This is a genomic window from Bacillus sp. TE8-1 (genome assembly GCF_008368855.1).
Taxonomy (GTDB): Bacteria; Bacillota; Bacilli; order Bacillales; family Bacillaceae_G; genus Bacillus_A; species Bacillus_A cereus.
Window position 1 is genome coordinate 317537 of sequence record NZ_QPET01000003.1, and the last position, 25091, is coordinate 342627.

Here is a 25091-nt window from a genome sequence, read left to right on the forward strand (position 1 = left end):
TTCACCTCGAAACTTCATCACTATTTAAAATTTTACACAAAAATGGGAAGGGTGGGAAGAGAAAAATAAAACAGCTTTAGCACATAGGCACTAAAGCTGTTACAATCTTGTGTCTTTCCAAAAATTTACCTTGAGATGAGAAGAAGGATTATAGGGAAGAAGTTTGTATCCTTGTGACTGTAAATAATCAATTACTTTTGGCAGTATTTGTACGGTTACACTCGAATCATGCATTAAAATGACTTCGACTTGTTCATCACTTTGATTACGTACTCTTTCGAGTATGGCAGAAGGGTTGTCATAGCTTTTCCAGTCGTATGTATCGATCGTCCAATCCCACATTTTATACTGGGCCGATACAAGTGCGTCACGGTAATTCTTTTTTAAGTAAGGCATACTACCATATGGAACGCGAACGAGATGTGTATTTAATTTCGTAACTTGCTGGACAATGCTTTGTGTTTGCTCCATTTCTGCAATTAAAGTGGAAGGGTCACCAGTGTAAAGGCGTTTTACATCATGTGACATACTGTGAAGTCCGATATAATGTCCGTCTTTAATTAATCGTTGCATTGTCTTTTTATAATGTGGTACTTTTCCACCAATAACAAAGAAAGTTGCTTTTCCGTTCTTTTCTTTTAAGATGTTTAAAATTTGTGTAGTATATTTGTTTGGTCCGTCATCAAATGTTAAGTACGCAATTTTTTGTGTAGGAGAAGTTGTTCCAGTATTTGGATGATATTCAGCAGGAATAATAGTTGTTGCTTCAGTATTAGATGATACGTACATAGTAATCGTTAAAAATAAAATAATACATTGAAATACTCGCTTGATCATAACATTCACCCTCAGTTTGACAATCAAGATGTAAAAAAGAAAACTTGATACTTTTCTTATTATGTATATCTTTCTCCAATAGAGGAACTCTCAAACAATCTATATTTTGGAAATATAAAATGAGAATAAAAAATAGCATCCTCTTATAAGAAAGAGGATGCTATTTGAATATTTCATAATTGAAAAGGCTATACTACAATTAGTCTTCGCGTTTTTTCACTTTTTTATAAAAGGAAATGATTGGTTTGTAGCGTTCATGTACAAGCCCGATTATTTCAGCAATGATTTCTGTGAAGAAAATCAAAGCGAAAAGAAGAATAATGGATAACCATAACGTTGCAGTAGTGAAAATAATGGCATTTACACTAAAGAAAATACCGAATGCGTATATAATTAGTACCGTTTTGCGATGAGAGAATCCCATTGCAAGTAAGCGGTGATGTAAATGCGATTTATCTGGTGCTGAAATAGGTTTTTTATTTACGATACGACGGATGATTGCAAATATCGTATCAAATATAGGTACACCTAAAATGATAATTGGAACGATAAAACTGAATAACGTTACACTTTTGTATAATCCAAGTAACGATATAACAGAAATACAGTATCCTAAAAATAGTGCTCCTGTATCTCCCATGAAAATTTTTGCTGGATGGAAGTTGTAGAATAAAAATCCAATTGTACTTGCTAATATAATTAATGCGAGTGGCAAGATAATAGCTGTTCCAGTACCCCATGGGCTAGTAAAGGCCATATATGCTAGCGTTGCAAGTACGATAGATGAAATCCCAGCAGATAATCCATCTAAGCCGTCAATTAAGTTGATTGCATTCGTAATACCTACAAGCCAAAATACTGTAATTGGATAAGCAAGCCATCCAAGTTCAGTATCCCCAAAGAATGGGATATATAATACTTGCACTAATAATCCACTTTTTACAATCATAATGGCAACTAACAGTTGTCCACCGAATTTTACTCTCGCAGATAACTCGTACATATCATCTAAAATTCCGATGATTACAATGATAATTGCACCTAGCGTTATCGATAACATTCTTTGCTCATATAAGCCGCCGACAACAAATCCTACAGCTACACCAATAAATATTGCTAACCCGCCAAGACGTGGCATAATCTTTTGGTGCACTTTACGTGCGTTTGGCTTATCTGTCGCTCCTATTTTAAAAGCTAATTTAATAACTAAAGGAGTAACGACAAGTACAGTGATGAAAGATGCCAAAATGGCATAAATCACTTGTGAGTCCATTAATACCCCACCCTTTATAGTCTAACGTAATTTTTTTTTTTGAAAATATATTTATCTGAAAATTATGATGTTTATTTACAGGCTCATAACATATGGTATCACAAAAAGATTAGAATTCAATCTTTTTTTCTTTTTACGGTTAATGGAAGCGAATAGAATATATGACAATTGTATATAGAATGTTGAATCATATGAGAAGGTTAATCGTACTGAACCTTGGAATGTGACATTTCCTCTTTTTCTTCGATAGTGAATACTTTTATTTCAGTATTATAAGTGTTGCACGTAGAAATAAGTAAGTCTCGTGTTAAAATGTGGGAATTTATCACGCGTGAACTGGCAGCCTCATTTTTACTAATTAAGTTTTACTTTATAGTACATTTAATTTTACAAAAACTTTAAAAAAAGTAAGGGAAGTAATTCATATAATGAAGAAGGAAAAGGGTTTTCACATTTTTAATATGAGAGGGGGAAGCGCAGGGAGAGTTCTATATTTCATATCTTTTCTATTGTAAATTCCTGTGCGAAAAGGAAATGAAAATTACGATAGTAGGTACTGGATATGTTGGATTGATTACAGGAGTGGGATTGGCAAAATTAGGGTATTCAGTTACATGTTTTGATATAGATGATGAAAAAATTGAACGGATAAAACAAGGGGATTTACCTATTTATGAGGTTAGATTACATGAATTAATAAATTATGCATATGAGAATAATGCTTTAATTTTTACATCAAATAAAGAAGAGGCATTTGATGATGTAGAGTTTATATTTATTGCAGTTGGAACACCACCTTTATTAGATGGGACGGCAGATTTAACGTATATTCAGAGTGCTTGTAACGATATTGGATTATATGCGACGAACGATATTATTGTTGTTACGAAAAGTACAGTTCCAGTAGGTACAAATGATGTAATGAAGGGATGGATTGAGGAGAAGTTAAAAGGGAGGCATACAGTACATATCGTATCGAATCCAGAGTTTTTGCGTGAAGGTTCAGGTATTTATGATTTCTTTCATGGAGATCGTATTGTAATTGGAGCGGATAGTGAGGAAGTAGCAAGAAGAGTAGAGAGTTTGTATAGTGAATTATGTTTAGAAACGTATGTTACAGATATTAAAAGTGCAGAGATGATTAAATACGCGTCGAATGCCTTTTTAGCTACAAAGATTAGTTTCATTAATGAAATTTCAAATATATGTGAGAAGGTAGGCGCGAATGTATTAGATGTTGCCAAAGGGATGGGAATGGATAAGAGAATTGGCGCATCTTTTTTAAATGCGGGCATTGGCTACGGAGGGTCGTGTTTTCCGAAAGATACGAAAGCGCTGGTGCAAATTGCGGGAAATGTTGCTCATGATTTTCGTTTGTTAAAAGCGGTTATTGAAGTAAATAATAAGCAACAGCTGCTATTGATTGAAAAAGCGAAAAAAGTTATGAACATGAGTAAAAAGCGGATTGCAGTTCTTGGCGCATCCTTTAAACCGAATACGGATGATATTAGAGAGGCATCATCTCTTATTATAATAGAAGCATTACTTAATATAGGTGCAGAAATTGTTCTTTACGACCCAAAAGCAATTCAATATGTGAAAAATATATTTGGAGATGCTATACAATATAGTAGATGTATAGATGAATCGATTAGAGATGCGAGTGCGGTTTTTATCGTAACAGAATGGGAAGATATTCAAACATATCCGTTAGAAAAGTACGTACAACTTATGAGGGAGCCTATTTTATTTGATGGGAGAAATTGTTATACTGATGAAGATGTTAAGAAACAAAAGATAGATTATTACTCGGTAGGAAGAAAAAGTATTTGTAATAGAAAAGTTTCTGTTATGCGTTAAAAAGGGATGTACTCATGCATATTTTTATATGTCATAATAGAAGCTGTAATTAGTGAAAGAAAAGAGGCAATCACATGACTGAACGTTTAAAAGTAATGACAATTTTCGGGACACGTCCAGAAGCAATTAAAATGGCACCTCTTGTATTAGAGTTGCAAAAACACCCAGAAAAAATTGAATCGATTGTGACTGTAACAGCACAGCATCGCCAAATGTTAGATCAAGTATTAAGTATCTTTGGAATTACGCCAGATTTCGATTTAAATATCATGAAAGACCGCCAAACTTTAATTGATGTTACAACGCGTGGTTTAGAAGGTTTGGATAAAGTAATGAAAGAAGCGAAGCCGGATATTGTACTTGTACATGGTGATACAACAACAACATTTATTGCAAGCTTAGCTGCTTTTTATAATCAAATTCCAGTAGGTCATGTTGAGGCGGGCCTTCGTACGTGGGATAAGTATTCTCCATACCCAGAAGAGATGAATCGTCAATTAACAGGTGTAATGGCGGATCTGCATTTCTCACCAACAGCAAAATCAGCAACGAACTTACAGAAGGAAAATAAAGATGAGTCACGTATTTTCATTACAGGAAATACAGCGATTGACGCGTTACAAACGACTGTAAAAGAAACATATAGTCATCCTGTACTAGAGAAACTTGGAAATGATCGTCTTGTACTTATGACAGCTCACCGCCGTGAAAACTTAGGTGAACCGATGCGTAATATGTTCCGTGCAATTAAGCGTCTTGTTGATAAGCATGAAGATGTACAAGTTGTGTACCCTGTTCATATGAACCCTGTTGTTCGTGAAATAGCAAATGAAATTTTAGGTGAACATAACCGTATTCATTTAATTGAGCCGCTAGATGTAATTGATTTCCACAATGTTGCAGCTCGTTCATACTTAATGTTAACGGATTCTGGTGGTGTACAAGAAGAAGCTCCATCACTTGGGGTACCAGTTCTTGTTCTTCGTGATACAACAGAGCGCCCTGAAGGTATTGAAGCAGGTACGCTGAAATTAGCAGGAACAGACGAAGAGACAATCTTTGGTCTTGCTGATGAGTTGTTATCAGATAAAGAAGCTCATGATAAGATGGCGAAAGCATCTAACCCTTACGGTGATGGTCGTGCATCAGAGCGTATTGTAGAAGCGATTTTACAACACTTTAATAAGTAAATAAAAAAAGGCCCAATCGGATAGATTGGGCCTTTTTTTACGGCTGATTGCGCATAATCCACTCTGCATGAGCATTTGTAGAAGGTGGCGGATCAGTTGGTGTTTTATTTTGGTTTGTCTCTTTTTTTGTTTGTTCGTTAGAGTTAGAACTTGAATCAGGATTTGAGTTGTTTTTTGTAGTTGGATTTTTTGCTTTTTCTCCTAATTCTTTTTCAATTTCGTTACGCACCGTTTCTACACTGATTGGATCTGGAAGGAAGTAATAAATACCGCCTATCTTTTTGTCTTCGCCTTCAAGCTTTAACGTTTGCATTGTAGAAGGATCAAATCCAGAAAGTTTATTGTAAAGAGCAAGTCCGTCTGAAATAGGAATGTCGGTTTTTATATATTTTCCAACGACAGCTGTTAAATCTTTAATTTTAAATACAGTAGAGGTGGAGTTTAGTTTATGAGCAACAGCGGCCAGTAATTGTCTTTGTCTAGCAGCTCGACCATAATCGCCATTTGGATCTTGCTTTCGCATACGGACGTAAGCAAGTGCTTCTTCACCGTTTAAGTTTTGCTGTCCTTGCTTAAACTGAATTTTTTTGTAGTAATCCACGTCAGAGCGCTCCCAGAAATCGAAGGGTACGTCAACGGTAACGCCGCCAACAGCATCAACGATACCTTTAAAGCCTTGGAAATCAATTTTCAGATAATGGTCTACAGGAACTTTTAGAAAGCCTTCGACAGTTTTGATTGCCATTTCTTCTCCGCCGTAAGCATGGGCAGCGTTAATTTTGTCTTCCTTATTTTTGCCAACAATTTTAACTCGAGAATCACGAGGAATACTCATAAGTGAAATCTTTTGCGTTTTTGGATTGACTGTTGCAAACATTAATGAGTCTGTACGACCATTTTGACCATCTGTCGCATAATCTTCTATACCCATAATGAGAATTGTAAAAGGTTCCTTTGTAATTTCTACATCTTTGTTTCTTAAATCTGATTTTTCACGAGTAAAACCACTATACATCCCCATAAGAGAAGAGTAAGAATTTAACACATAAACTCCTATGCTGCCAAATAAAAATGCGAAAATAAGGAAGAAGAAAAGTTTCCTTCTTCGCTTCTTTTTTATTCTGCTATTTTGGAGATGATAATAACGTTCTTCCATATATAATCTCCTTAGTTCGTTAGTTCATTTGTAGGGAAGTAATTCACTACATTAATCTTTGAAGGTGATAAATTGGTTATGCTTAGATAACATCTTGTTCTAAGTACAACATATCTCCTTCTGTAATTGTACATTTCCCGTTTGTTAATTCAATCATCCAATCTGTAAATGCTTGTTTGCCGTCTTCTTCTACATACGTATCAAATGTGACATTTTCTAGATAATGTATATCTTTAATGGCATATTTTGAATTGCGTAATTCATTTTCCACTTTGCCAAGTAATGTGTAATCAATCTCGGTTTGCATCACACGCATTAGTTTTCGCTGGACAACACCGACATGATTAACGCCTTCGCTTGTACACTTTCCATATGCACGAATTAATCCACCTGCGCCAAGTTTAATGCCACCAAAATAGCGTGTTACGACGACGACGGTATCTTTTAGTCCACGTTTTTTAAGTACTTCCAGCATTGGTACGCCAGCTGTACCGCTAGGCTCACCGTCATCATTTGCTTTTTGAATATGATCTTGTTCGCCAATTAAATAAGCGGAACAATTATGTGTTGCATTCCAATGTTGTTTTTTTATTTTTTGTATAAATTCTTGAGCCTCTTCCTCAGTCGTTGCTCGGCTAATATAACAAATAAATCTTGATTTTTGAATGACGATTTCGTGTTCGCCGTAGTCTTTGATTGTTAAATATTGTAATAGCACTTGTGTACGCCCCTATCTATCAAAATGACTAGTACTTTCCATTTTAAAAGCGAGCCTTTTTATATTCAAACATTTTTTCTAAATATGCTGAAGTTTTTGGTGAGTATTTTATCTTTTTGTTGTAATTTGTCGAGATGGTAGGTATAATTTCAACCGGCATTTTCATGTATGGATGCACCATTTGTAGTTTTCGTGTAAAATTAGGAAATAAAACTTTTTATAAGGCAGGTACGAAAATGAAAATAGCTATTGTTACTGATAGTACGGCATATATACCGAAGCAAATTCGTGATGAACTCAATATATATATGATTCCATTAAACGTTGTGTTTGGAACAGAATCTTATCAAGAAGAAGCTGAAATTTCAGCAGATGATTTTTATGTGAAAGTACGTGAACAAGAGGAACTTCCAAAAACTTCTCAACCAGCAATCGGAAAGTTTGTTGAGCTATATGAAGAACTAGCTAAAGATTATGATGCAGTTATTAGTATTCACCTATCAAGTGGAATTAGTGGTACATATCAAACATCAACGACAGCTGGACAGATGGTAGAGGGTATTGATGTATACACGTATGACTCTGAAATTAGTTGTGAAGTACAAGGATTTTATGTGCGTGAAGGTGCAAAGTTAGCAAGTGAAGGAAAGAACCCAAAAGAGATTATCGCTCGTTTTGATGAAATGAAGAAAACGATGGACGCCTATTTTGTAGTTGATGATTTACATCATTTACAACGTGGTGGTCGATTGAATAGCGCGCAAGCTTTCATCGGCAGTCTGTTACAAGTGAAGCCAGTTCTATATTTTAGAGATAAAATCATTATTCCGTTTGAAAAGATTCGTACACGTAAAAAAGCATTAAAACGTATCATTGAAATTTTTGATGAGCAAGCAAGTAAAGGTGTACCTATGGAAGCAGTTATCATTCATGCGCAACGTGAAGAAGAAGCGAATGAATGGAAGAAAGAATTAGAAGCAAAATATCCTCACGTCACAATTCGTACAGGTTATTTTGGAGCTGTAATTGGTACGCACTTAGGTGAAGGTGCATTAGGTCTTGGATGGTATACGAAGTAATAAAGATATAAAAAGCTCTCTTTTTAAGAGGGTTTTTTTACGGGTATGTTACGTTTAGTTGACAAGTTAATATTTGGAAATGGTAAAATGTACGTAAAATAAAATAATGAGGAAAGTTTTATAACTTACTTTTTACAAGAAACTATATTATAATAGAAGAGAGGTGAAACATATGGAGCATAATTCTTGTTTATGTCCAAAGTTTGAGTCAGCTTTTACTCTGCTTAGTAAGAAGTGGACTGGCTTAATTATTAAATCTTTGCTTGAAGAGTCGAAACGTTTTAGAGAAATCGCAGATATTATCCCAAATATGAGCGATCGTATGTTGTCAGAGCGTTTGAAGGAATTGGAAAGCGAGGGCATTGTAGTTCGTAATGTCTATCCAGAAGTACCAGTTCGAATCGAGTATGGCTTAACTGACAAGGGAAAAGCGTTAGAAAGTGTTATGGATGAGGTCCAAAATTGGGCTGAGAAATGGATGAAGTAGCATTTCATTTGTATTCGTATATTTAATAAAACGTAAGGGATTCCTTACGTTTTTTCTTTGTTTATAGAAGTGAGAAAAGTATATAAATTTCTACACATACATACAAAAATATACGCATTTTGCGCTAGAGCTACATATAATATTACATTTGTTTTACAAAAACGTAACATTAGCAAAAAAAATCCCGAATTATGGTATAAATTTTATAGGTTATATACGGAAAAAGAAAAAAGAAAGCGGTGTAAAAAATAAAATGAAAAAGCTAAAAATGGCATCTTGTGCATTAGTTGCAGGGTTAATGTTTTCTGGGCTAACACCAAATGTATTTGCAGAAGATAAAATTTCTGACGTGAAATCACAAATTAATACACAAAATGACACTTTACATAAACAACAACAAGAACGTGATGAATTACAAAAGCAAATGAATGACTTAAACAAAACAATTCAAGGTTTAGATAAATCTGTTCAAGAGAATGCTGCAAAGCTTGATGAAACAATGAAAAAAGTTTCTGATACTGAGCAATTAATTGAAAAGAAAAATAAAGATATTGCAGAATTACAAACAAAGATTGCAAAACGTGAAGAGCTATTAAGAAAGCGTTTAGTTGCACTTCAAGAACAACCAAATACGAACGTTGTAACAGAAGTTCTTGTAAACTCTAAAAATGTTGCAGATTTAGTTGATCGTTTAACTTCAGTTTCTAAAATTCTTGAGTCTGATGAAGATATCATGAAAACACAACAAGAAGACCAAGCTAGTGTGAAAAAAGATGTTGCAACGGTAAAAGAGAAACAAAAAGAATTAAAAGAAGCACAAGCTCAAATTGAAACTGCTAAGAAAGAACTTGACGCTGAAAAAGAGAAAAAAGCAACAGCGGTAAACGATTTAAGCGGTAAAATGGATACAGTTGTAACTTCAATGACAAGTACGGAAGGTCAATTGAAAGAGCTTGAGAAACAAGCACTGCAATTACAACGCATTGCAGAAGAAGAAGCACAAGCAAAAGCTGCACAAGAAGCTGCTGCTCAAAAACAAGCAGAGCAAGCTGCTAAAGCTGCGCAAGCTCAGCCAGCACCTGCAGAGCAAGCTGCACCAGCAAACAATGGTGGACAAGCTCAAAAAGAAGAGCCTAAAAAAGAAGAACCTAAAAAAGAGGAACCAAAAAAAGAAGAGCCTAAGAAAGAAGCACCTAAACAAGAAGAGAAAAAGCCAGCTTCAAATGTGGGTGGCGTAATTGGTAAAGCACAAAGCTACTTAGGTTTACCATATGTTTGGGGAAGTGCATCTCCATCAAACGGTGGTTTTGATTGTAGTGGATTCATTTCTTACATCTTTGGTGTAGGTCGTCAAGACGTTAATGGTTACTGGAATTCTGTTTCAAAAGTAAGTAGCCCACAACCAGGAGATTTAGTATTCTTCCAAGGTACTTATAAAGCAGGTCCATCTCACATCGGTATTTACGTTGGTAATGGCCAAATGATTCACGCTAGTGATAAAGGAATTGCGTACGGTGATATTAACAGCTCGTATAACCAAAAACATTTCTTAGGATACGGTCGATTCTAGGATTTATAAAAGAATAAAAAAAGTGTATAAAGTCGATAGCTTACTATTTTATAAGTAGGTTATCGGCTTTTTTGAGTTTTTACGAGATGATGAGAAAGGTTTATAGTAGTGCTGGAGGTGATTGTTGATGGTAGCGGGGAAACAGTTGCTATTAGAAGAACTTTCTTCAGATTTACAGAGGAAATTAAACGATTTGAAAAAGAAGGGAGAGATTGTATGTGTACAAGGTGTAAAAAAGAAGAATTCTAAATATATGTGCCAACGCTGTGGAAATGTAGATCGGCGGCTATTTGAGTCGTTTTTATGTAAAAGGTGCAGTAAAGTGTGCACATATTGCCGGAAGTGTATAACGATGGGGAGAGTAAGTGAATGTGCTGTACTTGTTCGCGGGATTGCTGAAAGAAAGAGAGAAAAGAATTCAAATTTGTTACAGTGGAACGGGACGTTGTCTACTGGCCAGAATTTGGCGGCGCAAGGAGTTATAGAGGCTATTAAGCAAAAAGAATCATTTTTTATTTGGGCTGTATGCGGGGCTGGGAAAACAGAGATGTTGTTTTACGGTATTAACGAAGCGCTTCAAAAAGGAGAAAGAGTTTGTATCGCAACGCCAAGAACGGATGTTGTTTTGGAATTAGCACCGAGATTACAAGAAGTATTTCCATATATAAAGGTAGCGGCTTTATATGGAGGGAGTGTAGATAAAGAAAAAGATGCAGTATTAGTCGTTGCGACCACGCATCAATTATTACGTTATTATAGGGCGTTTCATGTCATAGTTGTAGATGAGATAGATGCTTTTCCATATTGTGCAGATCAAATGTTACAGTACGCGGTAAAACAAGCGATGAAAGAAAAAGCGGCGCGTATTTATTTAACTGCGACTCCAGATGAAACGTGGAAGCGAAAATTTAGAAAAGGTGAACAAAAAGGTGTTATTGTTTCTGGACGATATCACCGTCATCCGTTGCCAGTTCCTCTATTTTGCTGGTGCGGAAATTGGAAGAAAAGCCTCAACCGTGAAAGAATTCCTCGAGTTTTACTACAATGGTTAAAGATGCACTTAAACAAAAAGTATCCTGTTTTTTTATTCGTTCCCCATGTACGATATATAGAAGAAATAAGCTCGTTATTGAAATCATTGCATAATAAAGTTGAAGGGGTACATGCAGAAGATCCGATGAGAAAAGAGAAAGTCGCAGCGTTCAGAAAGGGAGAAATCCCATTATTAGTTACAACGACAATTTTAGAGCGAGGCGTAACGGTGAAAAATTTGCAAGTTGCAGTTTTAGGGGCGGAAGAAGAAATATTTTCAGAAAGTGCGCTCGTACAAATTGCGGGCCGAGCAGGGCGGAGCTTTGAAGCACCGTATGGAGAGGTCATTTATTTTCACTATGGCAAGACAGAGGCGATGGTGCGCGCGAAAAAACATATTCAAGGTATGAATAAAAATGCGAAAGAACAAGGATTGATCGATTAATGCATTGTTTACTTTGTGATGAGTGTTTTGTAGAAAAGGTTAGTTGGTACACTTTTTTGTAAAGTGTCATAGAAAATATATATGTGATAGATGTGAGCAGAAACTTTCCTATATTATAGGAGAAATTTGCATGGAGTGCGGGCGACCTTTAGAATTTGTTCCTGCCTCATTTCAAGAAGACGGTATTTGTATAGATTGTATAAGGTGGATGAAAGAGGAGAAGTATCGTTCTTTTAAAAACCGTTCGTTATATATGTATGATGATGAGATGAAAGAAATAGTAGCGCAGTTTAAGTTTCGGGGGGATGCAGAGTTAGTGCACATTTTTTATCGTCCTTTTCGAAGTTTATTTCAAAAGTGTTTTGCCAATGTTTCAACTGTTATCGCTGTTCCGCTTAGTAAGGAAAGGGAAGTTGAACGTGGTTTTAATCAAGCTGAGTTATTAGCAACTTGTTTGCCTGTCAAAATTTCTTATCCATCATTAAGAAGAAGGGAAACAGAAAAGCAAAGTAAGAAGACACGTAAAGAAAGGGTGTCAGGAAGCAATCCTTTTTATTTTCAGGGAGAAGAGATGTTTTCTGGGCAACATATTTTACTCGTTGATGACGTGTATACGACAGGGATTACAGTTAGGCAAATCGGAAGTTTGTTATATGAAAGAGGGGCAAGGGAAGTATCTAGTTTGACACTTTGTAGAAGTTAATATGACAGTGTCGAAAGGGATAATAAAAAGGCGATAAGTCTTCTTTGACTTCATATGTTGTCATTCGTTATAGTCAAAATATGGGGCGAATGCCCTGATTTTTAGAGTGAAGGGAATGGAATGAACATGCAAGGAAGAGTGAAATGGTTCAATGCAGAAAAGGGATTTGGGTTTATTGAGCGTGAAGATGGTGACGATGTATTTGTCCATTTTTCTGCTATTCAACAAGATGGGTATAAGTCATTGGAAGAAGGGCAACAAGTAGAGTTTGACATTGTAGATGGAGCACGTGGGCCACAAGCAGCTAATGTTGTGAAACTGTAGGGTATATTGTTTTGGGAAGAGAAAGCTGCGTTTGTGGCAACGTTATATATATGTAGTAGAACCTCTTGTTTTTCGCAAGGGGTTTTTGTTATAGGGTAAGTTGTCAAAAAGTTGTTTCTTTTCTGTAACGAATTGTCCACAGAAATATTCGTTATTCACGATGTTAATAGGATAAAATAAAGATAGAAACGATGCATCTTTTCATTTCAACAAAAAACGATAAAAAAATCGCAATTCCACTAATTTTTTTAAAAAAGTTAGAAGGAGTTTTTAAGCCAATGTCGAAATTATAGTACATAGGCTTGAAAGGAGGAATTCATCTATGAAATTCAACATTCGTGGTGAAAATATTGAAGTAACTCCAGCATTAAAGGAATATGTAGAGAAAAAACTAAGTAAGTTAGAGCGTTATTTTGATACATTCCCAGAGATTAAAGTTAATTTAAAAGTATACTCTGACAAGCAACGTGTCGAGGTAACAATTCCATTTACTGATTTATTACTTCGTGCAGAAGAAACTAATAGCGATATGTACGCTGCTATCGATTTAGTAGTTGATAAAATTGAGCGACAAATTCGTAAACATAAAACAAAAGTAAATCGTAAGTTACGTGAGAAAGGTTCTATAAAAACGAACTTTATCCTTCCGGAAGCAGTAGCTGTTTTGGATGAGGTAGAAGAAGATGAATTAGAACTTGTACGTACAAAACGATTCGATTTAAAACCGATGGACGTTGAAGAGGCAATCCTACAAATGGATATGCTAGGACATAATTTCTTCGTCTTCACAAATGCTGATACAAACGAAACTAATGTTGTATATGGCCGTAAAGATGGGAAATACGGTTTAATCGAAACTAAATAATAATTCGAAAGCGCAGCCAAATGAGGCTGCGCTTTTTTTGCTGAAAATAGATTTTTAAAAAACTTTTCTTAATTTAGAACGAGACAATCGGCCGATTGTTGTCATAGTTATAAGACAAGTGTTACAATTATCATTAGGTATATACATTTTAGTTTTTTTAATTAGGAGAAAAATTGGCATAACATACATTTGATTTTTATAACGACTGATTGTAATAGAGAAAAAGAAAAACAATCGGAAGTTTTATTTTAATAAAAAGAGGAGCGTATTTCCTATGATCGGTATTTTAAAAAAGGTGTTTGATGTAAATCAACGCCAAATTAAACGTATGCAAAAGACAGTTGAGCAAATTGATGCATTAGAGTCATCTATTAAGCCACTAACTGATGAACAATTAAAAGGAAAGACGCTTGAATTTAAAGAACGTCTAACAAAAGGTGAAACAGTAGATGATTTACTACCTGAAGCTTTTGCAGTTGTTCGCGAAGCGGCAACTCGTGTTCTTGGAATGCGTCCATATGGCGTACAGTTAATGGGTGGTATTGCCTTACATGAAGGGAATATTTCTGAGATGAAAACGGGTGAAGGTAAAACGTTAACATCTACATTACCTGTATATTTAAATGCTTTAACAGGAAAAGGTGTTCACGTTGTTACAGTCAATGAATATTTAGCACAACGTGATGCGAGCGAAATGGGACAACTTCATGAGTTCCTTGGCTTAACGGTAGGAATTAACTTAAATAGTATGTCACGCGAAGAGAAACAAGAGGCTTATGCTGCTGATATTACGTATAGCACAAATAATGAGCTTGGATTCGATTACTTACGTGATAACATGGTTTTATATAAAGAGCAGTGCGTTCAACGTCCACTTCACTTTGCTATTATCGATGAAGTCGATTCTATTTTAGTCGATGAAGCACGTACGCCGCTTATTATTTCAGGACAAGCTCAAAAATCAACAGAGCTATACATGTTTGCAAATGCATTTGTTCGTACGTTAGAAAATGAAAAAGATTATTCATTTGATGTGAAAACGAAAAATGTAATGCTAACAGAAGATGGTATTACGAAAGCAGAGAAAGCTTTCCATATTGAAAACTTATTCGATTTAAAACATGTAGCACTTCTTCACCATATTAATCAGGGGCTTCGTGCACACGTTGTTATGCATCGTGATACAGATTATGTTGTACAAGAAGGCGAAATCGTAATTGTAGACCAATTCACTGGTCGTCTTATGAAAGGTCGTCGTTATAGCGAAGGATTACACCAAGCGATTGAAGCAAAAGAAGGTGTAGAAATTCAAAATGAAAGCATGACGCTTGCAACAATTACATTCCAGAACTACTTCCGTATGTATGAAAAATTATCTGGTATGACTGGTACAGCGAAAACAGAGGAAGAGGAATTCCGTAACATTTACAATATGAACGTTATTGTAATTCCGACAAACAAACCGATTATTCGTGATGATCGTGCCGATTTAATCTTTAAATCAATGGAAGGTAAGTTCAATGCTGTTGTTGAGGATATTGTAAATCGTCATAAAAAAGGACAACCTGTTCTTGTAGGTACAGTTGCAATTGAAACTTCAGAGCTTATTTCAAAAATGTTAACGCGTAAAGGTGTACGTCATAACATCTTAAATGCGAAAAACCATGCTCGTGAAGCAGATATCATTGCAGAGGCTGGTATGAAAGGTGCTGTAACAATCGCGACGAACATGGCAGGTCGTGGTACAGATATTAAGCTTGGAGACGATGTGAAAAACGTTGGTTTAGCAGTTATCGGTACAGAGCGTCACGAAAGTCGTCGTATTGATAATCAGTTACGTGGTCGTGCTGGTCGTCAAGGGGACCCTGGTGTTACGCAGTTCTACTTATCGATGGAAGATGAATTAATGCGCCGATTTGGTTCAGATAATATGAAAGCAATGATGGACCGCCTTGGTATGGATGATTCTCAGCCGATTGAAAGTAAAATGGTTTCTCGTGCGGTAGAATCTGCACAAAAACGTGTTGAAGGAAATAACTATGATGCACGTAAGCAGTTACTGCAATATGATGATGTACTTCGTCAGCAACGTGAAGTTATTTACAAACAGCGTCAAGAGGTAATGGAGTCTGACAACTTACGCGGCATTATTGAAGGTATGATGAAATCTACAGTAGAACGTGCTGTTGCTCTTCATACACAAGAGGAAATTGAAGAAGATTGGAACATTAAAGGTCTTGTTGACTACTTAAATACAAACCTTCTTCAAGACGGAGATGTAAAAGAAGAAGAATTACGTCGCCTTGCTCCTGAGGAAATGAGCGAGCCAATTATTGCGAAATTAATTGAGCGATACAATGAAAAAGAAAAGCTTATGCCAGAAGAGCAAATGCGTGAGTTTGAGAAGGTTGTTGTATTCCGCGTTGTAGATACGAAATGGACAGAGCATATTGATGCGATGGATCACCTTCGTGAAGGTATTCATTTACGTGCTTACGGTCAAATCGATCCACTTCGTGAGTACCAAATGGAAGGGTTCGCGATGTTCGAGTCAATGGTTGCTTCTATTGAAGAGGAAATTTCTCGTTACATTATGAAAGCTGAAATTGAACAAAACTTAGAACGTCAAGAAGTTGTTCAAGGTGAAGCTGTTCATCCTTCTAGCGATGGCGAAGAAGCAAAGAAAAAGCCAGTTGTAAAAGGTGACCAAGTGGGCCGCAACGATTTATGTAAATGTGGTAGTGGTAAAAAATATAAAAACTGCTGTGGTATCGTTCAGTAATATAGGACGGTAGCTTTGGCTGTTTTGCAAACTTTTATATCAAAAATGTATAATTAAGAAGGATTAAACTCTCTCCGTAATAAGTGGAGAGAGTTTCCCTTGTTTTCATACGAAAGTAACAGCAATTACATAGAGGTGAAGGAAATGGAATTAGTAGAAATTAGACAGGAATTAGAGAAAATGGCTAAGCGATTAGCGGCTTTTAGGGGGTCTCTTTGACCTCCCTACTAAGGAGAAACAAATTGCAGAATTAGAAGAGAAAATGATGGGCGCAGGATTTTGGGATGACCAACAAGGCGCACAAGCTGTAATTAATGAAGCGAATGCGTTAAAAGATATGGTTGGAAAGTTCCGTCAGTTAGATGAGACGTTCGAAAATTTAGAAATCACGCATGAGCTTTTAAAAGAAGAGTATGATGAAGATTTACATGAGGAATTAGAATCAGAAGTAAAAGGCTTAATTCAAGAAATGAATGAGTATGAGCTTCAGTTACTATTAAGTGATCCTTATGATAAAAATAATGCGATTTTAGAATTACATCCAGGTGCAGGTGGAACTGAGTCACAAGACTGGGGTTCTATGCTATTACGTATGTACACACGCTGGGCTGAAAAACGCGGATTCAAAGTAGAAACGGTTGACTATTTACCAGGTGATGAAGCTGGTATTAAGAGTGTAACTTTATTAATTAAAGGTCATAACGCTTACGGTTACTTAAAAGCAGAGAAAGGTGTACATCGTCTTGTACGTATTTCACCATTCGATTCTTCAGGGCGTCGTCATACATCATTCGTATCTTGTGAAGTTGTACCAGAGTTCAATGATGAAGTTGAAATCGAAGTACGTACAGAAGATTTAAAAATTGATACGTACCGAGCAAGTGGAGCTGGTGGACAGCACGTAAATACGACAGATTCAGCAGTTCGTATTACACATACACCGACAAATACGGTTGTAACATGTCAGTCGGAGCGCTCTCAAATTAAAAACCGTGAGCATGCGATGAAAATGTTAAAAGCGAAATTATATCAAAAGAAACTAGAAGAGCAACAAGCAGAATTAGATGAAATTCGCGGAGAGCAAAAAGAAATCGGATGGGGTAGCCAAATCCGTTCTTACGTATTCCACCCGTATTCTCTTGTAAAAGACCATCGTACAAATACGGAGGTTGGTAACGTACAAGCTGTTATGGATGGAGAGATTGATCCATTTATTGATGCTTACTTACGTTCTCGCATCTAATAAGCGAAAAAAAGCCAACGAAATTGTTGGCGCATGCTGAGGACAATAGAGGATATAAAGAATTTGATTTTATTTTTATAGATGAAGTAAAGAGGAAGAGAAGTTGGAAACGACAACTTCTCTTTTTGATGGGATTATATGTAGATTACAATGCTGTATATTGTTTTGTAAAAAGTAGAGAATAGTAAAATAGAGCGGTAATATGGTAAAGATTTATATAGAACTTTCTAATTTTCCTTTTAAAAAGGATGCTTTATAGGAGTTTTTTAAGTTGTTCACAGAATTGAAACAACTTATGAAAGCATTATTTTATCAAGGTTCTCACTGTATTTTTGAGGAATATGAAATACACCTTAGTTTTTCTATATAAAGATAATGCTTATAATGAAAATGAGTGTGTTAGGAATAAAAAGAATATCAACAATGGGGAGCGATAGAAGTGAAAAAGAAATTGTTGGCTATTGCGCTAGGGACATCGGTTGTTTTTGCTTTAGGAGCATGCGGAAATAAAGAAGAGAGTAAGTCTTCGAAACAGTCTGCAAGCACAGACAGCGCAGAACAAATTTTCCAAAGAAGTTGTGCGGGATGTCACGCAACAGATTTATCAGGGGCAACTGGACCTGATTTAAGAAAAGTAGGCGGTAAGTACGACGCTGCAGATATCGAAGAGATTATTAAAAAAGGCCGCGGTTCAATGTCACCAGGACTTATTCAAGGTGAAGATGCGAAAAAAGTGTCTGAATGGTTAGCTGAACATAAATAAAAAAGGTGAAATGGACGAGTTGATAATATAGTCAACTCGTTTTCCTTTTTTCTGGTATGTAACATAACTGTAACAAAAATGTATCCAAATTGGAAACCGTTTGATGTTACAATGGGGTTTGTAGAATTTTGCTGAAATATATTACATAGAGTGGTATTGCTTATGAGAAAGCATAAGTAAACTATCTTCAACAAGGATGACTAAATGAAAATGAAGGATGTCTTTTGTTTTCAGATGTACAGAAAAGTATTTCGAAAAAAATCATTAAGTATTGGGTGATAAATAATGATAAAAATGACGAATGTTTATAAGGAGTACCCGAATGGTATGAAAGCCATTGCTGGTCTTACAGTTAACATTAAACAAGGTGAATTCGTATACGTAGTTGGACCGAGTGGAGCCGGAAAATCTACATTTATTAAAATGATGTATCGTGAAGAGAAACCATCTACAGGATCTATTAATGTAAATGGACTTACTATCGAAACATTGGCAGAAAGAGATGTTCCGTATTTCCGTCGTCAATTAGGCGTGATTTTCCAAGATTTCAAATTGCTACCTAAATTAACGGTATATGAGAATGTTTCGTTTGCTTTAGAAGTAATTGAAGAAGAACCGGATGCAATTCGTGAGCGTGTAACAGAAGTTCTAGGTCTTGTAGGCCTTGAAGATCGTGCAGACGCACTTCCAAGTGAGCTTTCGGGCGGGGAGCAACAACGTGTGGCTATTGCAAGAGCAATTGTAAATAGACCAAAGGTTGTAATTGCCGATGAGCCAACAGGTAACTTAGATATTGAAACAGCTCTTGATATTATGAATATTTTTACTCGCATTAATGAGCGCGGCACAACGATTGTTATGGCGACGCATAATGCAGATATCGTAAATACAATCCGTCATCGTGTAATCGCGATTGAAGGCGGAAAAATTGTTCGAGATGAGATTGAGGGAGGATACGGATATGAAGGCTAAGACCCTTAGTCGACATTTGCGAGAAGGTGTAAAGAATCTATCACGTAACGGATGGATGACATTTGCTTCTGTTAGTGCAGTAACAGTTACATTATTACTTGTAGGTGTCTTTTTAACAGCGATTATGAATATGAACCATTTTGCGACGAAAGTAGAGCAAGATGTAGAGATTCGTGTACACATTGATCCAGCTGCAAAAGAAGCGGATCAAAAGAAATTAGAAGAAGATATGAGTAAGATTGCAAAAGTAGATTCTATTAAATATTCTTCTAAAGAAGAAGAGTTAAAACGTTTAATTAAAAGCTTAGGTGATAGTGGAAAAACGTTTGAGTTATTTGAACAAGATAACCCACTTAAAAACGTATTCGTTGTAAAAGCGAAAGAACCAACCGATACAGCGACAATCGCGAAGAAGGTTGAAAAAATGCAGTTTGTTAGTAATGTTCAGTACGGAAAAGGGCAAGTTGAACGATTATTTGATACTGTAAAAACTGGTCGTAACATTGGGATTGCGTTAATTGCTGGTCTTTTATTCACAGCGATGTTCTTAATCTCTAATACAATTAAAATTACAATTTATGCTCGTAGTACAGAAATTGAAATTATGAAACTTGTTGGTGCAACAAACTGGTTTATTCGTTGGCCATTCTTGCTAGAGGGATTATTCTTAGGAGTATTAGGATCAATTATTCCAATTGGCCTAATTCTAATTACGTATAATTCGTTGCAAGGTGTGTTTAATGAAAAACTTGGCGGAACAATTTTCGAGCTTCTACCATACAGTCCGTTCGTATTCCAATTAGCTGGTTTACTAGTGTTAATCGGTGCTTTAATCGGTATGTGGGGAAGTGTAATGTCAATTCGTCGCTTCTTAAAAGTATAAAAAGTTGCAAACATAATTCGTACAAGCTTATCATATAGTAGAAATAGGTAAAGGCATCACACACTGTGTGATGCCTTTTGCTACACCACCTGTGTGTTTTGGAAAGGGGAATTCCGCATTGAAACGTAGAGTTGCAATTATTGGAATGGTTGTTGCATTTTTAATTGGTGCTGGCGGAATGTTTGCAGGCATGTCTGTATTTGGGGTTAACCCATCAGAAGTAACGCAAACAATTTCGAGTGGGAATGCTAGCACTGCGCAAGGGAATTTGGCAAAAATTAATGAGGCGTATGCACTAATTGATTCACGTTATGTGGAAGACGTGAAAGATGAAAAGTTAGTTGAAGGTGCAATACAAGGTATGTTGTCTACGCTGAAGGACCCTTATTCCACGTATATGGATAAAGAAACAGCCAAACAGTTTAGTGAATCGCTTGATCCCGAATTAGAGGGGATTGGGGCTGAGGTGAACAAGACGGACGGTAAGCTTATTATCGTATCGCCAATTAAAGGTTCACCAGCAGAAAAGATAGGAATTAAACCGAATGACCAAATTTTATCTGTAGATGGAAACAGTGTGAAAGACTTATCACGTGAAGAAGCAGTATTAAAAATTCGTGGTAAAAAGGGAACGACTGTCGCAATTGAAATTAAACGTGCGGGAGTAACTGATCCGATTGTATTTAAAATTAAGCGTGAAAAGATTCCGATCTTTACAGTGTTTAGTTCTGTGAAGCAAGAGAGCGGAAAAGATATCGGTTATATGCAAATCACTTCTTTTGCTGAAAATACAGCGAAAGAATTTAAGGATCAGTTAAAAGAGTTAGAGAAGAAAAATATAAAAGGCTTAGTTATTGACGTGCGTGGTAATCCTGGTGGCTACTTAAATAGTGTAGAAGATATACTAGGGGAAATTATGACGAATAAAAAGCCGATGCTACAAGTAGAGCAGCGAAATGGTGAGAAGAAGAAATTCTCTACGGAACTGAAAGAGAGAAAACCATATCCAATTTCAGTATTAATTGATAATGGAAGTGCTTCTGCTTCAGAGATTTTAGCGGGTGCGCTAAAAGAAGGAGAAGGATACGATTTAATTGGTGAAAAGACATTTGGTAAAGGTACTGTCCAGCAAGCTGTTCCATTTAAAGACGGCAGCAACATTAAATTAACGATGTTTAAATGGTTAACGCCGGATGGGAACTGGATTCATAAAAAAGGAATCGCGCCAACAGTAGAAGTGAAGCAACCAAATTATTATCATGCGACACCAATTCAAATTGAAAAAACACTTTCATACAATTCAAATGATGTACAAGTAAAACATGCTCAGGAAATGCTTAAGAGCTTAGGTTATGTACCAGGTCGTGAAGATGGATACTTTAGTAAAGAGACAGAATCGGCTCTGAAAGCATTCCAAAATGCAAATGAAATGGAAGCGACAGGACAGCTTGATAAAAAGACAGCTGAAGCGATTCAAACTAAAATTATCGAAAAAATCCGTTCTGGAGAAAATGATCTACAATTACAGTCAGCATTAAAATTAATGGCAAAATAAGAAGAAATACAGGCAGTTTGCTGCCTGTATTTTTTTGTGTTAAACAAACGTTTGTTTAGTTATGATAATATAAAAAGAAAGAATGATATAAATGGTGGTGAATGAGTTCGTGGAGGCGTGGATTTTTGAAATAATGCGGGCAGTTGGACGTTTTTTCTTACACCCTGCTGTCTATATATTTGTAATAAGTAGTATCTTCGTTGGATACTTACGTATGTTAAGAGAACGAAAAGATTTTTCTTTTAAAGTTTATGATATTTGGTTTGAACTGCGAACCTCTCTATTTGCAGGGATTGGATACGGATTAGTAGTATCTATTATTACGATTGGGCTTGGACTTGTTGTTTCTAAAGCAAGCTTATGGGCCATTTTAATTTGGACGTTACTATTTGGATTAACGGCTATGTATCGATATTTATCGGCGGCTTATACATTTAGCATTGCGATTGTATGTGTTCTATTATCTTCTAAGCTACCAGTTTCCTTTTTACAGCTTCGAGAAGGTGAAGAGAGTACCATTGTATCCCTTGTTATTTTACTAGGCGTTATGCTTATTGTAGAAGGCTTATTGATTTCTAAAAACGCAGTAGGATATTCGACGCCGAGGCTTAGGCAGGGGAAGCGTGGATTAAAGATTGGTTTACACGAATCAAAGCGTTTATGGATCGTTCCTATTTTTATTCTTGTACCGGGTGATGCGGTAACGCAGTTTATTTCATGGTGGCCTGTCGTTTCAATAGGTTCAAATACATATTCTCTATTCCTCGTTCCATTTTTAATTGGATTTATGAGAAGGATTAGAAGTTATGAGCCGACGGAAGCTTTATTATTTACAGGAAGACGTGTGTACGGATTAGCAGGACTTGTGCTCGTTTTAGGAATCGCAAGTTACTGGTGGCACGTACTTGCAATTATCGCGATGGGAGTCGCTATGCTTGGGCGTTTCACAATTTCGATGCAAGAAAAAATTGCCGATGAAACAAGACCAGCGTATTTTGCTGCACGCAATGATGGGCTCGTTGTACTAGATACAATTCCAAATACAATTGGAGCAGAGCTGAAATTACTGCCTGGAGAAATTATTACGAAAGTAAATGGAGTCATTCCAAAAAGCGCCGAGGAATTTTATGATGCGCTTCAAACGAAGACGACAGGAGCATTTTGTAAATTAGAAGTATTAGATACAAATGGTGAGCTTCGTCTTGCACAAACTGCATTATATGCTGGTGGACATCACGAATTAGGTATTGTATTCGTTGAACAGGAGCATGAGTGGGATTCGGAAGCGATGTAATAGAAGGAATGGTATCACCTTGTGGTGGTACCTTTTTTGTTTTTGGGGGATGGGAGAGTAGTTAGTAAATGAAATTTATATCGGCGATTTTCCGAATATATCAGCGCAACTTGAAATATATCGGCGATTTTGCAAATATATCAGCGCAACTCGAAATATATCGGGAATTATTCGAATATATCGACTTTCCAGCAAAAAACGACAACTATCGCAAAGCTTATTTTCAGTTTCATAGACGGATAACTTGAATAATTATTTGATAATGGTTATCATTTAGGGAGTCTTTTTAATTTTGGAAAATGGAGGTAAGATATGCTGCGTAAATTTTTCTCGTACTATAAACCGTATAAAGGTTTATTTATACTCGACTTTTCTTGTGCGGTTGTCGCAGGATTATTAGAACTCGGCTTCCCGCTTATCGTAAATCAATTTATTGATAAGTTATTGCCAGGGCAAAACTGGACGCTTATTTTATGGGCTTGTTTCGGTTTACTCGCAGTTTATATGTTAAATGCAGGCTTACAATATGTCGTTACATATTGGGGACATATGCTTGGTGTTAACATTGAAACAGATATGAGGCAGAAATTATTTGATCATATTCAAAAGCTATCATTCAGATTTTTTGATAATAATAAAACAGGTCATTTAATTTCACGCCTTACAAACGATTTAATGGAAATTGGGGAAATTGCTCACCATGGACCAGAAGATTTATTTATTGCCGTAATGACTTTAGTTGGGGCATTCTCATTTATGATGATGATCAACTGGAAGTTAGCGTTATTAACGTTCTTCGTCATTCCATTCCTATTATGGTTAGCACTTTACTTTAATAAAAAAATGACAGGTACATTTAGACGTTTATTCTCAGACGTTGCTGATTTTAATGCATGCATTGAGAACAATGTTGGTGGTATTCGCGTTGTACAAGCATTCGGAAATGAAAAGTTTGAGAAAGAGCAATTTGCTGTTAACAACGCTCGTTTCCGTACAACAAAATTAATGGCGTATAAAATTATGGCGTTAAATTCGTCGATTAGTTATATGCTCATGCGTCTCGTAACGCTCTTCGTCTTAATATGCGGTACATGGTTTGTGCTGCAAGGAGAATTAACGTACGGTGGATTTATCGGATTCGTTCTATTAACGAATATTTTCTTCCGCCCAATTGAAAAAATTAACGCGGTAATCGAAAGCTATCCGAAAGGAATCGCCGGTTTTAAAAGATATGTAGAGCTTCTTGAAACAGAGCCTGACATTGTAGACTCTAAAGATGCAATGGAAGTGAAGCATGTACACGGTGATATTCAATATAACAACATTACGTTTGGATATGAAAACAAAGAACCGATTTTAAATGACATTAGTTTGAAAATACATGCAGGTGAAACAGTTGCGTTCGTTGGACCATCAGGAGCTGGGAAAACGACGTTATGTAGCCTATTACCACGTTTTTATGAACAATCATCTGGATCGATTCAAATTGATGGAATTGATACGAAAGATATGACATTATCTTCACTTCGTAAGCAAATTGGAATTGTGCAGCAAGACGTGTTCTTATTCTCAGGAACAATTCGTGAAAATATCGCTTACGGAAATTTAAAAGCATCAGAAGCTGAAATTTGGCAGGCAGTAAAACGTGCGCAATTAGAAGATTTAATTTACTCACAGCCGGACGGTTTAGATACTGTTATCGGTGAGCGCGGCGTGAAACTTTCAGGTGGACAAAAGCAGCGTCTAGCTATTGCTCGTATGTTCTTGAAAAACCCTCCAATTTTAATATTGGATGAAGCAACTTCTGCATTAGATACAGAGACAGAACTTGCGATTCAAAAATCGCTTGCGGAGCTATCTGTTGGCCGTACAACATTAGTTATCGCTCACAGACTTGCAACGATTAAAAATGCAGATCGCATCGTCGTTGTAAATAAAGATGGTATTGCAGAACAAGGTTCACATAATGAATTAATTGAGCAAGGTGGAGGATACAGTAGGTTATACGAAGCTCAGTTTAGTTCGTAAATATAATTTGTACAGAATTAGTGCACCATAAG

The 25091-nt window shown here is 36.2% G+C and carries 20 protein-coding genes and 1 pseudogene; 17 read left to right on the forward strand and 4 right to left on the reverse strand.

The features are described from left to right. Positions 1–99 precede the first annotated feature (99 nt). Both DN404_RS03815 and DN404_RS03820 read right to left on the reverse strand, forming a co-directional pair. Positions 100–837 (reverse strand): polysaccharide deacetylase family protein, encoded by a 738-nt coding sequence (locus DN404_RS03815; RefSeq protein WP_000597148.1) that lies wholly within the window; start codon positions 835–837, stop codon positions 100–102. Between the two features lie 199 nt (positions 838–1036). Continuing rightward, positions 1037–2110, reverse strand: coding sequence for a glycosyltransferase family 4 protein (locus tag DN404_RS03820; protein WP_006917642.1), 1074 nt, complete (start codon positions 2108–2110; stop codon positions 1037–1039). A 534-nt stretch (positions 2111–2644) separates the two neighbouring features. Between DN404_RS03820 and DN404_RS03825 the strand changes: the two genes are divergently transcribed. Continuing rightward, entirely contained in the window at positions 2645–3970 is a 1326-nt protein-coding gene (locus tag DN404_RS03825) for a UDP-glucose dehydrogenase family protein (protein ID WP_006917643.1), read from the forward strand. Positions 3971–4044: 74 nt separating this feature from the next. Further along, positions 4045–5160 (forward strand): non-hydrolyzing UDP-N-acetylglucosamine 2-epimerase, encoded by a 1116-nt coding sequence (gene wecB / locus DN404_RS03830; RefSeq protein ID WP_000140145.1) that lies wholly within the window; start codon positions 4045–4047, stop codon positions 5158–5160. A 37-nt stretch (positions 5161–5197) separates the two neighbouring features. Here the strand turns inward: wecB and DN404_RS03835 are convergent, their stop codons facing one another. After that, positions 5198–6316: an LCP family protein gene (locus DN404_RS03835; RefSeq protein WP_000392799.1), complete on the reverse strand. Its 1119-nt coding sequence runs from the start codon at positions 6314–6316 to the stop codon at positions 5198–5200. 82 nt (positions 6317–6398) lie between these two features. Further along, positions 6399–7034: a YigZ family protein gene (locus tag DN404_RS03840; protein ID WP_000926672.1), complete on the reverse strand. Its 636-nt coding sequence runs from the start codon at positions 7032–7034 to the stop codon at positions 6399–6401. A gap of 236 nt (positions 7035–7270) precedes the next feature. On the opposite strand from DN404_RS03840, the gene DN404_RS03845 reads away from it, so the two are divergent. From DN404_RS03845 to DN404_RS03920, 15 genes and pseudogenes are all read left to right on the forward strand, one after another. After that, a complete protein-coding gene (locus DN404_RS03845; RefSeq protein ID WP_000684725.1) occupies positions 7271–8113 on the forward strand; it encodes a DegV family protein in 843 nt (280 codons plus the stop codon). 172 nt (positions 8114–8285) lie between these two features. Next, complete coding sequence (locus DN404_RS03850; protein ID WP_000400857.1) at positions 8286–8600, forward strand: winged helix-turn-helix transcriptional regulator; 315 nt, start codon at positions 8286–8288, stop codon at positions 8598–8600. Between the two features lie 148 nt (positions 8601–8748). Then, a complete protein-coding gene (locus tag DN404_RS03855) occupies positions 8749–10170 on the forward strand; it encodes a C40 family peptidase (RefSeq protein WP_149214744.1) in 1422 nt (473 codons plus the stop codon). A 127-nt stretch (positions 10171–10297) separates the two neighbouring features. Then, a complete protein-coding gene (gene comFA, locus DN404_RS03860; protein ID WP_149214745.1) occupies positions 10298–11647 on the forward strand; it encodes an ATP-dependent helicase ComFA in 1350 nt (449 codons plus the stop codon). Further along, positions 11647–12350: pseudogene (locus DN404_RS03865) on the forward strand (phosphoribosyltransferase family protein). Before comFA ends, DN404_RS03865 begins: the two are co-directional and overlap by 1 nt. A gap of 126 nt (positions 12351–12476) precedes the next feature. Beyond that, positions 12477–12674, forward strand: coding sequence for a cold shock protein CspC (gene cspC, locus DN404_RS03870; RefSeq protein ID WP_001990088.1), 198 nt, complete (start codon positions 12477–12479; stop codon positions 12672–12674). Between the two features lie 322 nt (positions 12675–12996). Continuing rightward, a complete protein-coding gene (gene hpf, locus DN404_RS03875; RefSeq protein ID WP_000671185.1) occupies positions 12997–13539 on the forward strand; it encodes a ribosome hibernation-promoting factor, HPF/YfiA family in 543 nt (180 codons plus the stop codon). Between the two features lie 274 nt (positions 13540–13813). After that, positions 13814–16321 carry a preprotein translocase subunit SecA gene (secA, locus tag DN404_RS03880; RefSeq protein WP_000579387.1) on the forward strand — a complete coding sequence of 836 codons (2508 nt, stop codon included), beginning with the start codon at positions 13814–13816 and terminating at the stop codon, positions 16319–16321. A 144-nt stretch (positions 16322–16465) separates the two neighbouring features. Beyond that, positions 16466–17564, forward strand: a protein-coding gene (gene prfB, locus DN404_RS03885) for a peptide chain release factor 2 (protein ID WP_096001716.1) whose coding sequence is annotated in 2 segments (ribosomal slippage) — positions 16466–16537 and positions 16539–17564 — 1098 coding nt in all. Because the reading frame shifts where the segments join, the coding sequence is not laid out codon by codon here. Between the two features lie 439 nt (positions 17565–18003). Further along, positions 18004–18327, forward strand: coding sequence for a cytochrome c551 (gene cccB, locus DN404_RS03890; protein WP_000727971.1), 324 nt, complete (start codon positions 18004–18006; stop codon positions 18325–18327). A 285-nt stretch (positions 18328–18612) separates the two neighbouring features. Next, positions 18613–19299, forward strand: a complete 687-nt coding sequence (gene ftsE, locus DN404_RS03900; RefSeq protein ID WP_000594321.1) for a cell division ATP-binding protein FtsE — start codon at positions 18613–18615, stop codon at positions 19297–19299. After that, positions 19289–20182, forward strand: a complete 894-nt coding sequence (ftsX, locus tag DN404_RS03905) for a permease-like cell division protein FtsX (RefSeq protein ID WP_000645027.1) — start codon at positions 19289–19291, stop codon at positions 20180–20182. The genes ftsE and ftsX overlap by 11 nt, the downstream gene beginning before the upstream one ends. A gap of 118 nt (positions 20183–20300) precedes the next feature. After that, positions 20301–21737, forward strand: coding sequence for a S41 family peptidase (locus tag DN404_RS03910; protein ID WP_000830313.1), 1437 nt, complete (start codon positions 20301–20303; stop codon positions 21735–21737). A gap of 91 nt (positions 21738–21828) precedes the next feature. Then, the gene (locus DN404_RS03915) at positions 21829–23031 is read left to right on the forward strand and encodes a PDZ domain-containing protein (protein ID WP_033687562.1); all 1203 of its coding nucleotides are present in this window, start codon (positions 21829–21831) and stop codon (positions 23029–23031) included. A 312-nt stretch (positions 23032–23343) separates the two neighbouring features. Then, positions 23344–25059, forward strand: coding sequence for an ABC transporter ATP-binding protein (locus DN404_RS03920; protein WP_000944620.1), 1716 nt, complete (start codon positions 23344–23346; stop codon positions 25057–25059). Positions 25060–25091 lie beyond the last annotated feature (32 nt).

Excerpts from the sequence above, each read along its gene's own strand:
- DN404_RS03815 (WP_000597148.1), bottom strand. The coding sequence starts at position 837 with ATGATCAAGCGAGTATTTCAATGTATTATTTTATTTTTAACGATTACT.
- DN404_RS03820 (WP_006917642.1), bottom strand. The coding sequence starts at position 2,110 with ATGGACTCACAAGTGATTTATGCCATTTTGGCATCTTTCATCACTGTA.
- DN404_RS03825 (WP_006917643.1), top strand. The coding sequence starts at position 2,645 with ATGAAAATTACGATAGTAGGTACTGGATATGTTGGATTGATTACAGGA.
- wecB (WP_000140145.1), top strand. The coding sequence starts at position 4,045 with ATGACTGAACGTTTAAAAGTAATGACAATTTTCGGGACACGTCCAGAA.
- DN404_RS03835 (WP_000392799.1), bottom strand. The coding sequence starts at position 6,316 with ATGGAAGAACGTTATTATCATCTCCAAAATAGCAGAATAAAAAAGAAG.
- DN404_RS03845 (WP_000684725.1), top strand. The coding sequence starts at position 7,271 with ATGAAAATAGCTATTGTTACTGATAGTACGGCATATATACCGAAGCAA.
- DN404_RS03850 (WP_000400857.1), top strand. The coding sequence starts at position 8,286 with ATGGAGCATAATTCTTGTTTATGTCCAAAGTTTGAGTCAGCTTTTACT.
- comFA (WP_149214745.1), top strand. The coding sequence starts at position 10,298 with ATGGTAGCGGGGAAACAGTTGCTATTAGAAGAACTTTCTTCAGATTTA.
- cspC (WP_001990088.1), top strand. The coding sequence starts at position 12,477 with ATGCAAGGAAGAGTGAAATGGTTCAATGCAGAAAAGGGATTTGGGTTT.
- hpf (WP_000671185.1), top strand. The coding sequence starts at position 12,997 with ATGAAATTCAACATTCGTGGTGAAAATATTGAAGTAACTCCAGCATTA.
- secA (WP_000579387.1), top strand. The coding sequence starts at position 13,814 with ATGATCGGTATTTTAAAAAAGGTGTTTGATGTAAATCAACGCCAAATT.
- ftsE (WP_000594321.1), top strand. The coding sequence starts at position 18,613 with ATGATAAAAATGACGAATGTTTATAAGGAGTACCCGAATGGTATGAAA.
- ftsX (WP_000645027.1), top strand. The coding sequence starts at position 19,289 with ATGAAGGCTAAGACCCTTAGTCGACATTTGCGAGAAGGTGTAAAGAAT.
- DN404_RS03915 (WP_033687562.1), top strand. The coding sequence starts at position 21,829 with ATGGTGGTGAATGAGTTCGTGGAGGCGTGGATTTTTGAAATAATGCGG.
- DN404_RS03920 (WP_000944620.1), top strand. The coding sequence starts at position 23,344 with ATGCTGCGTAAATTTTTCTCGTACTATAAACCGTATAAAGGTTTATTT.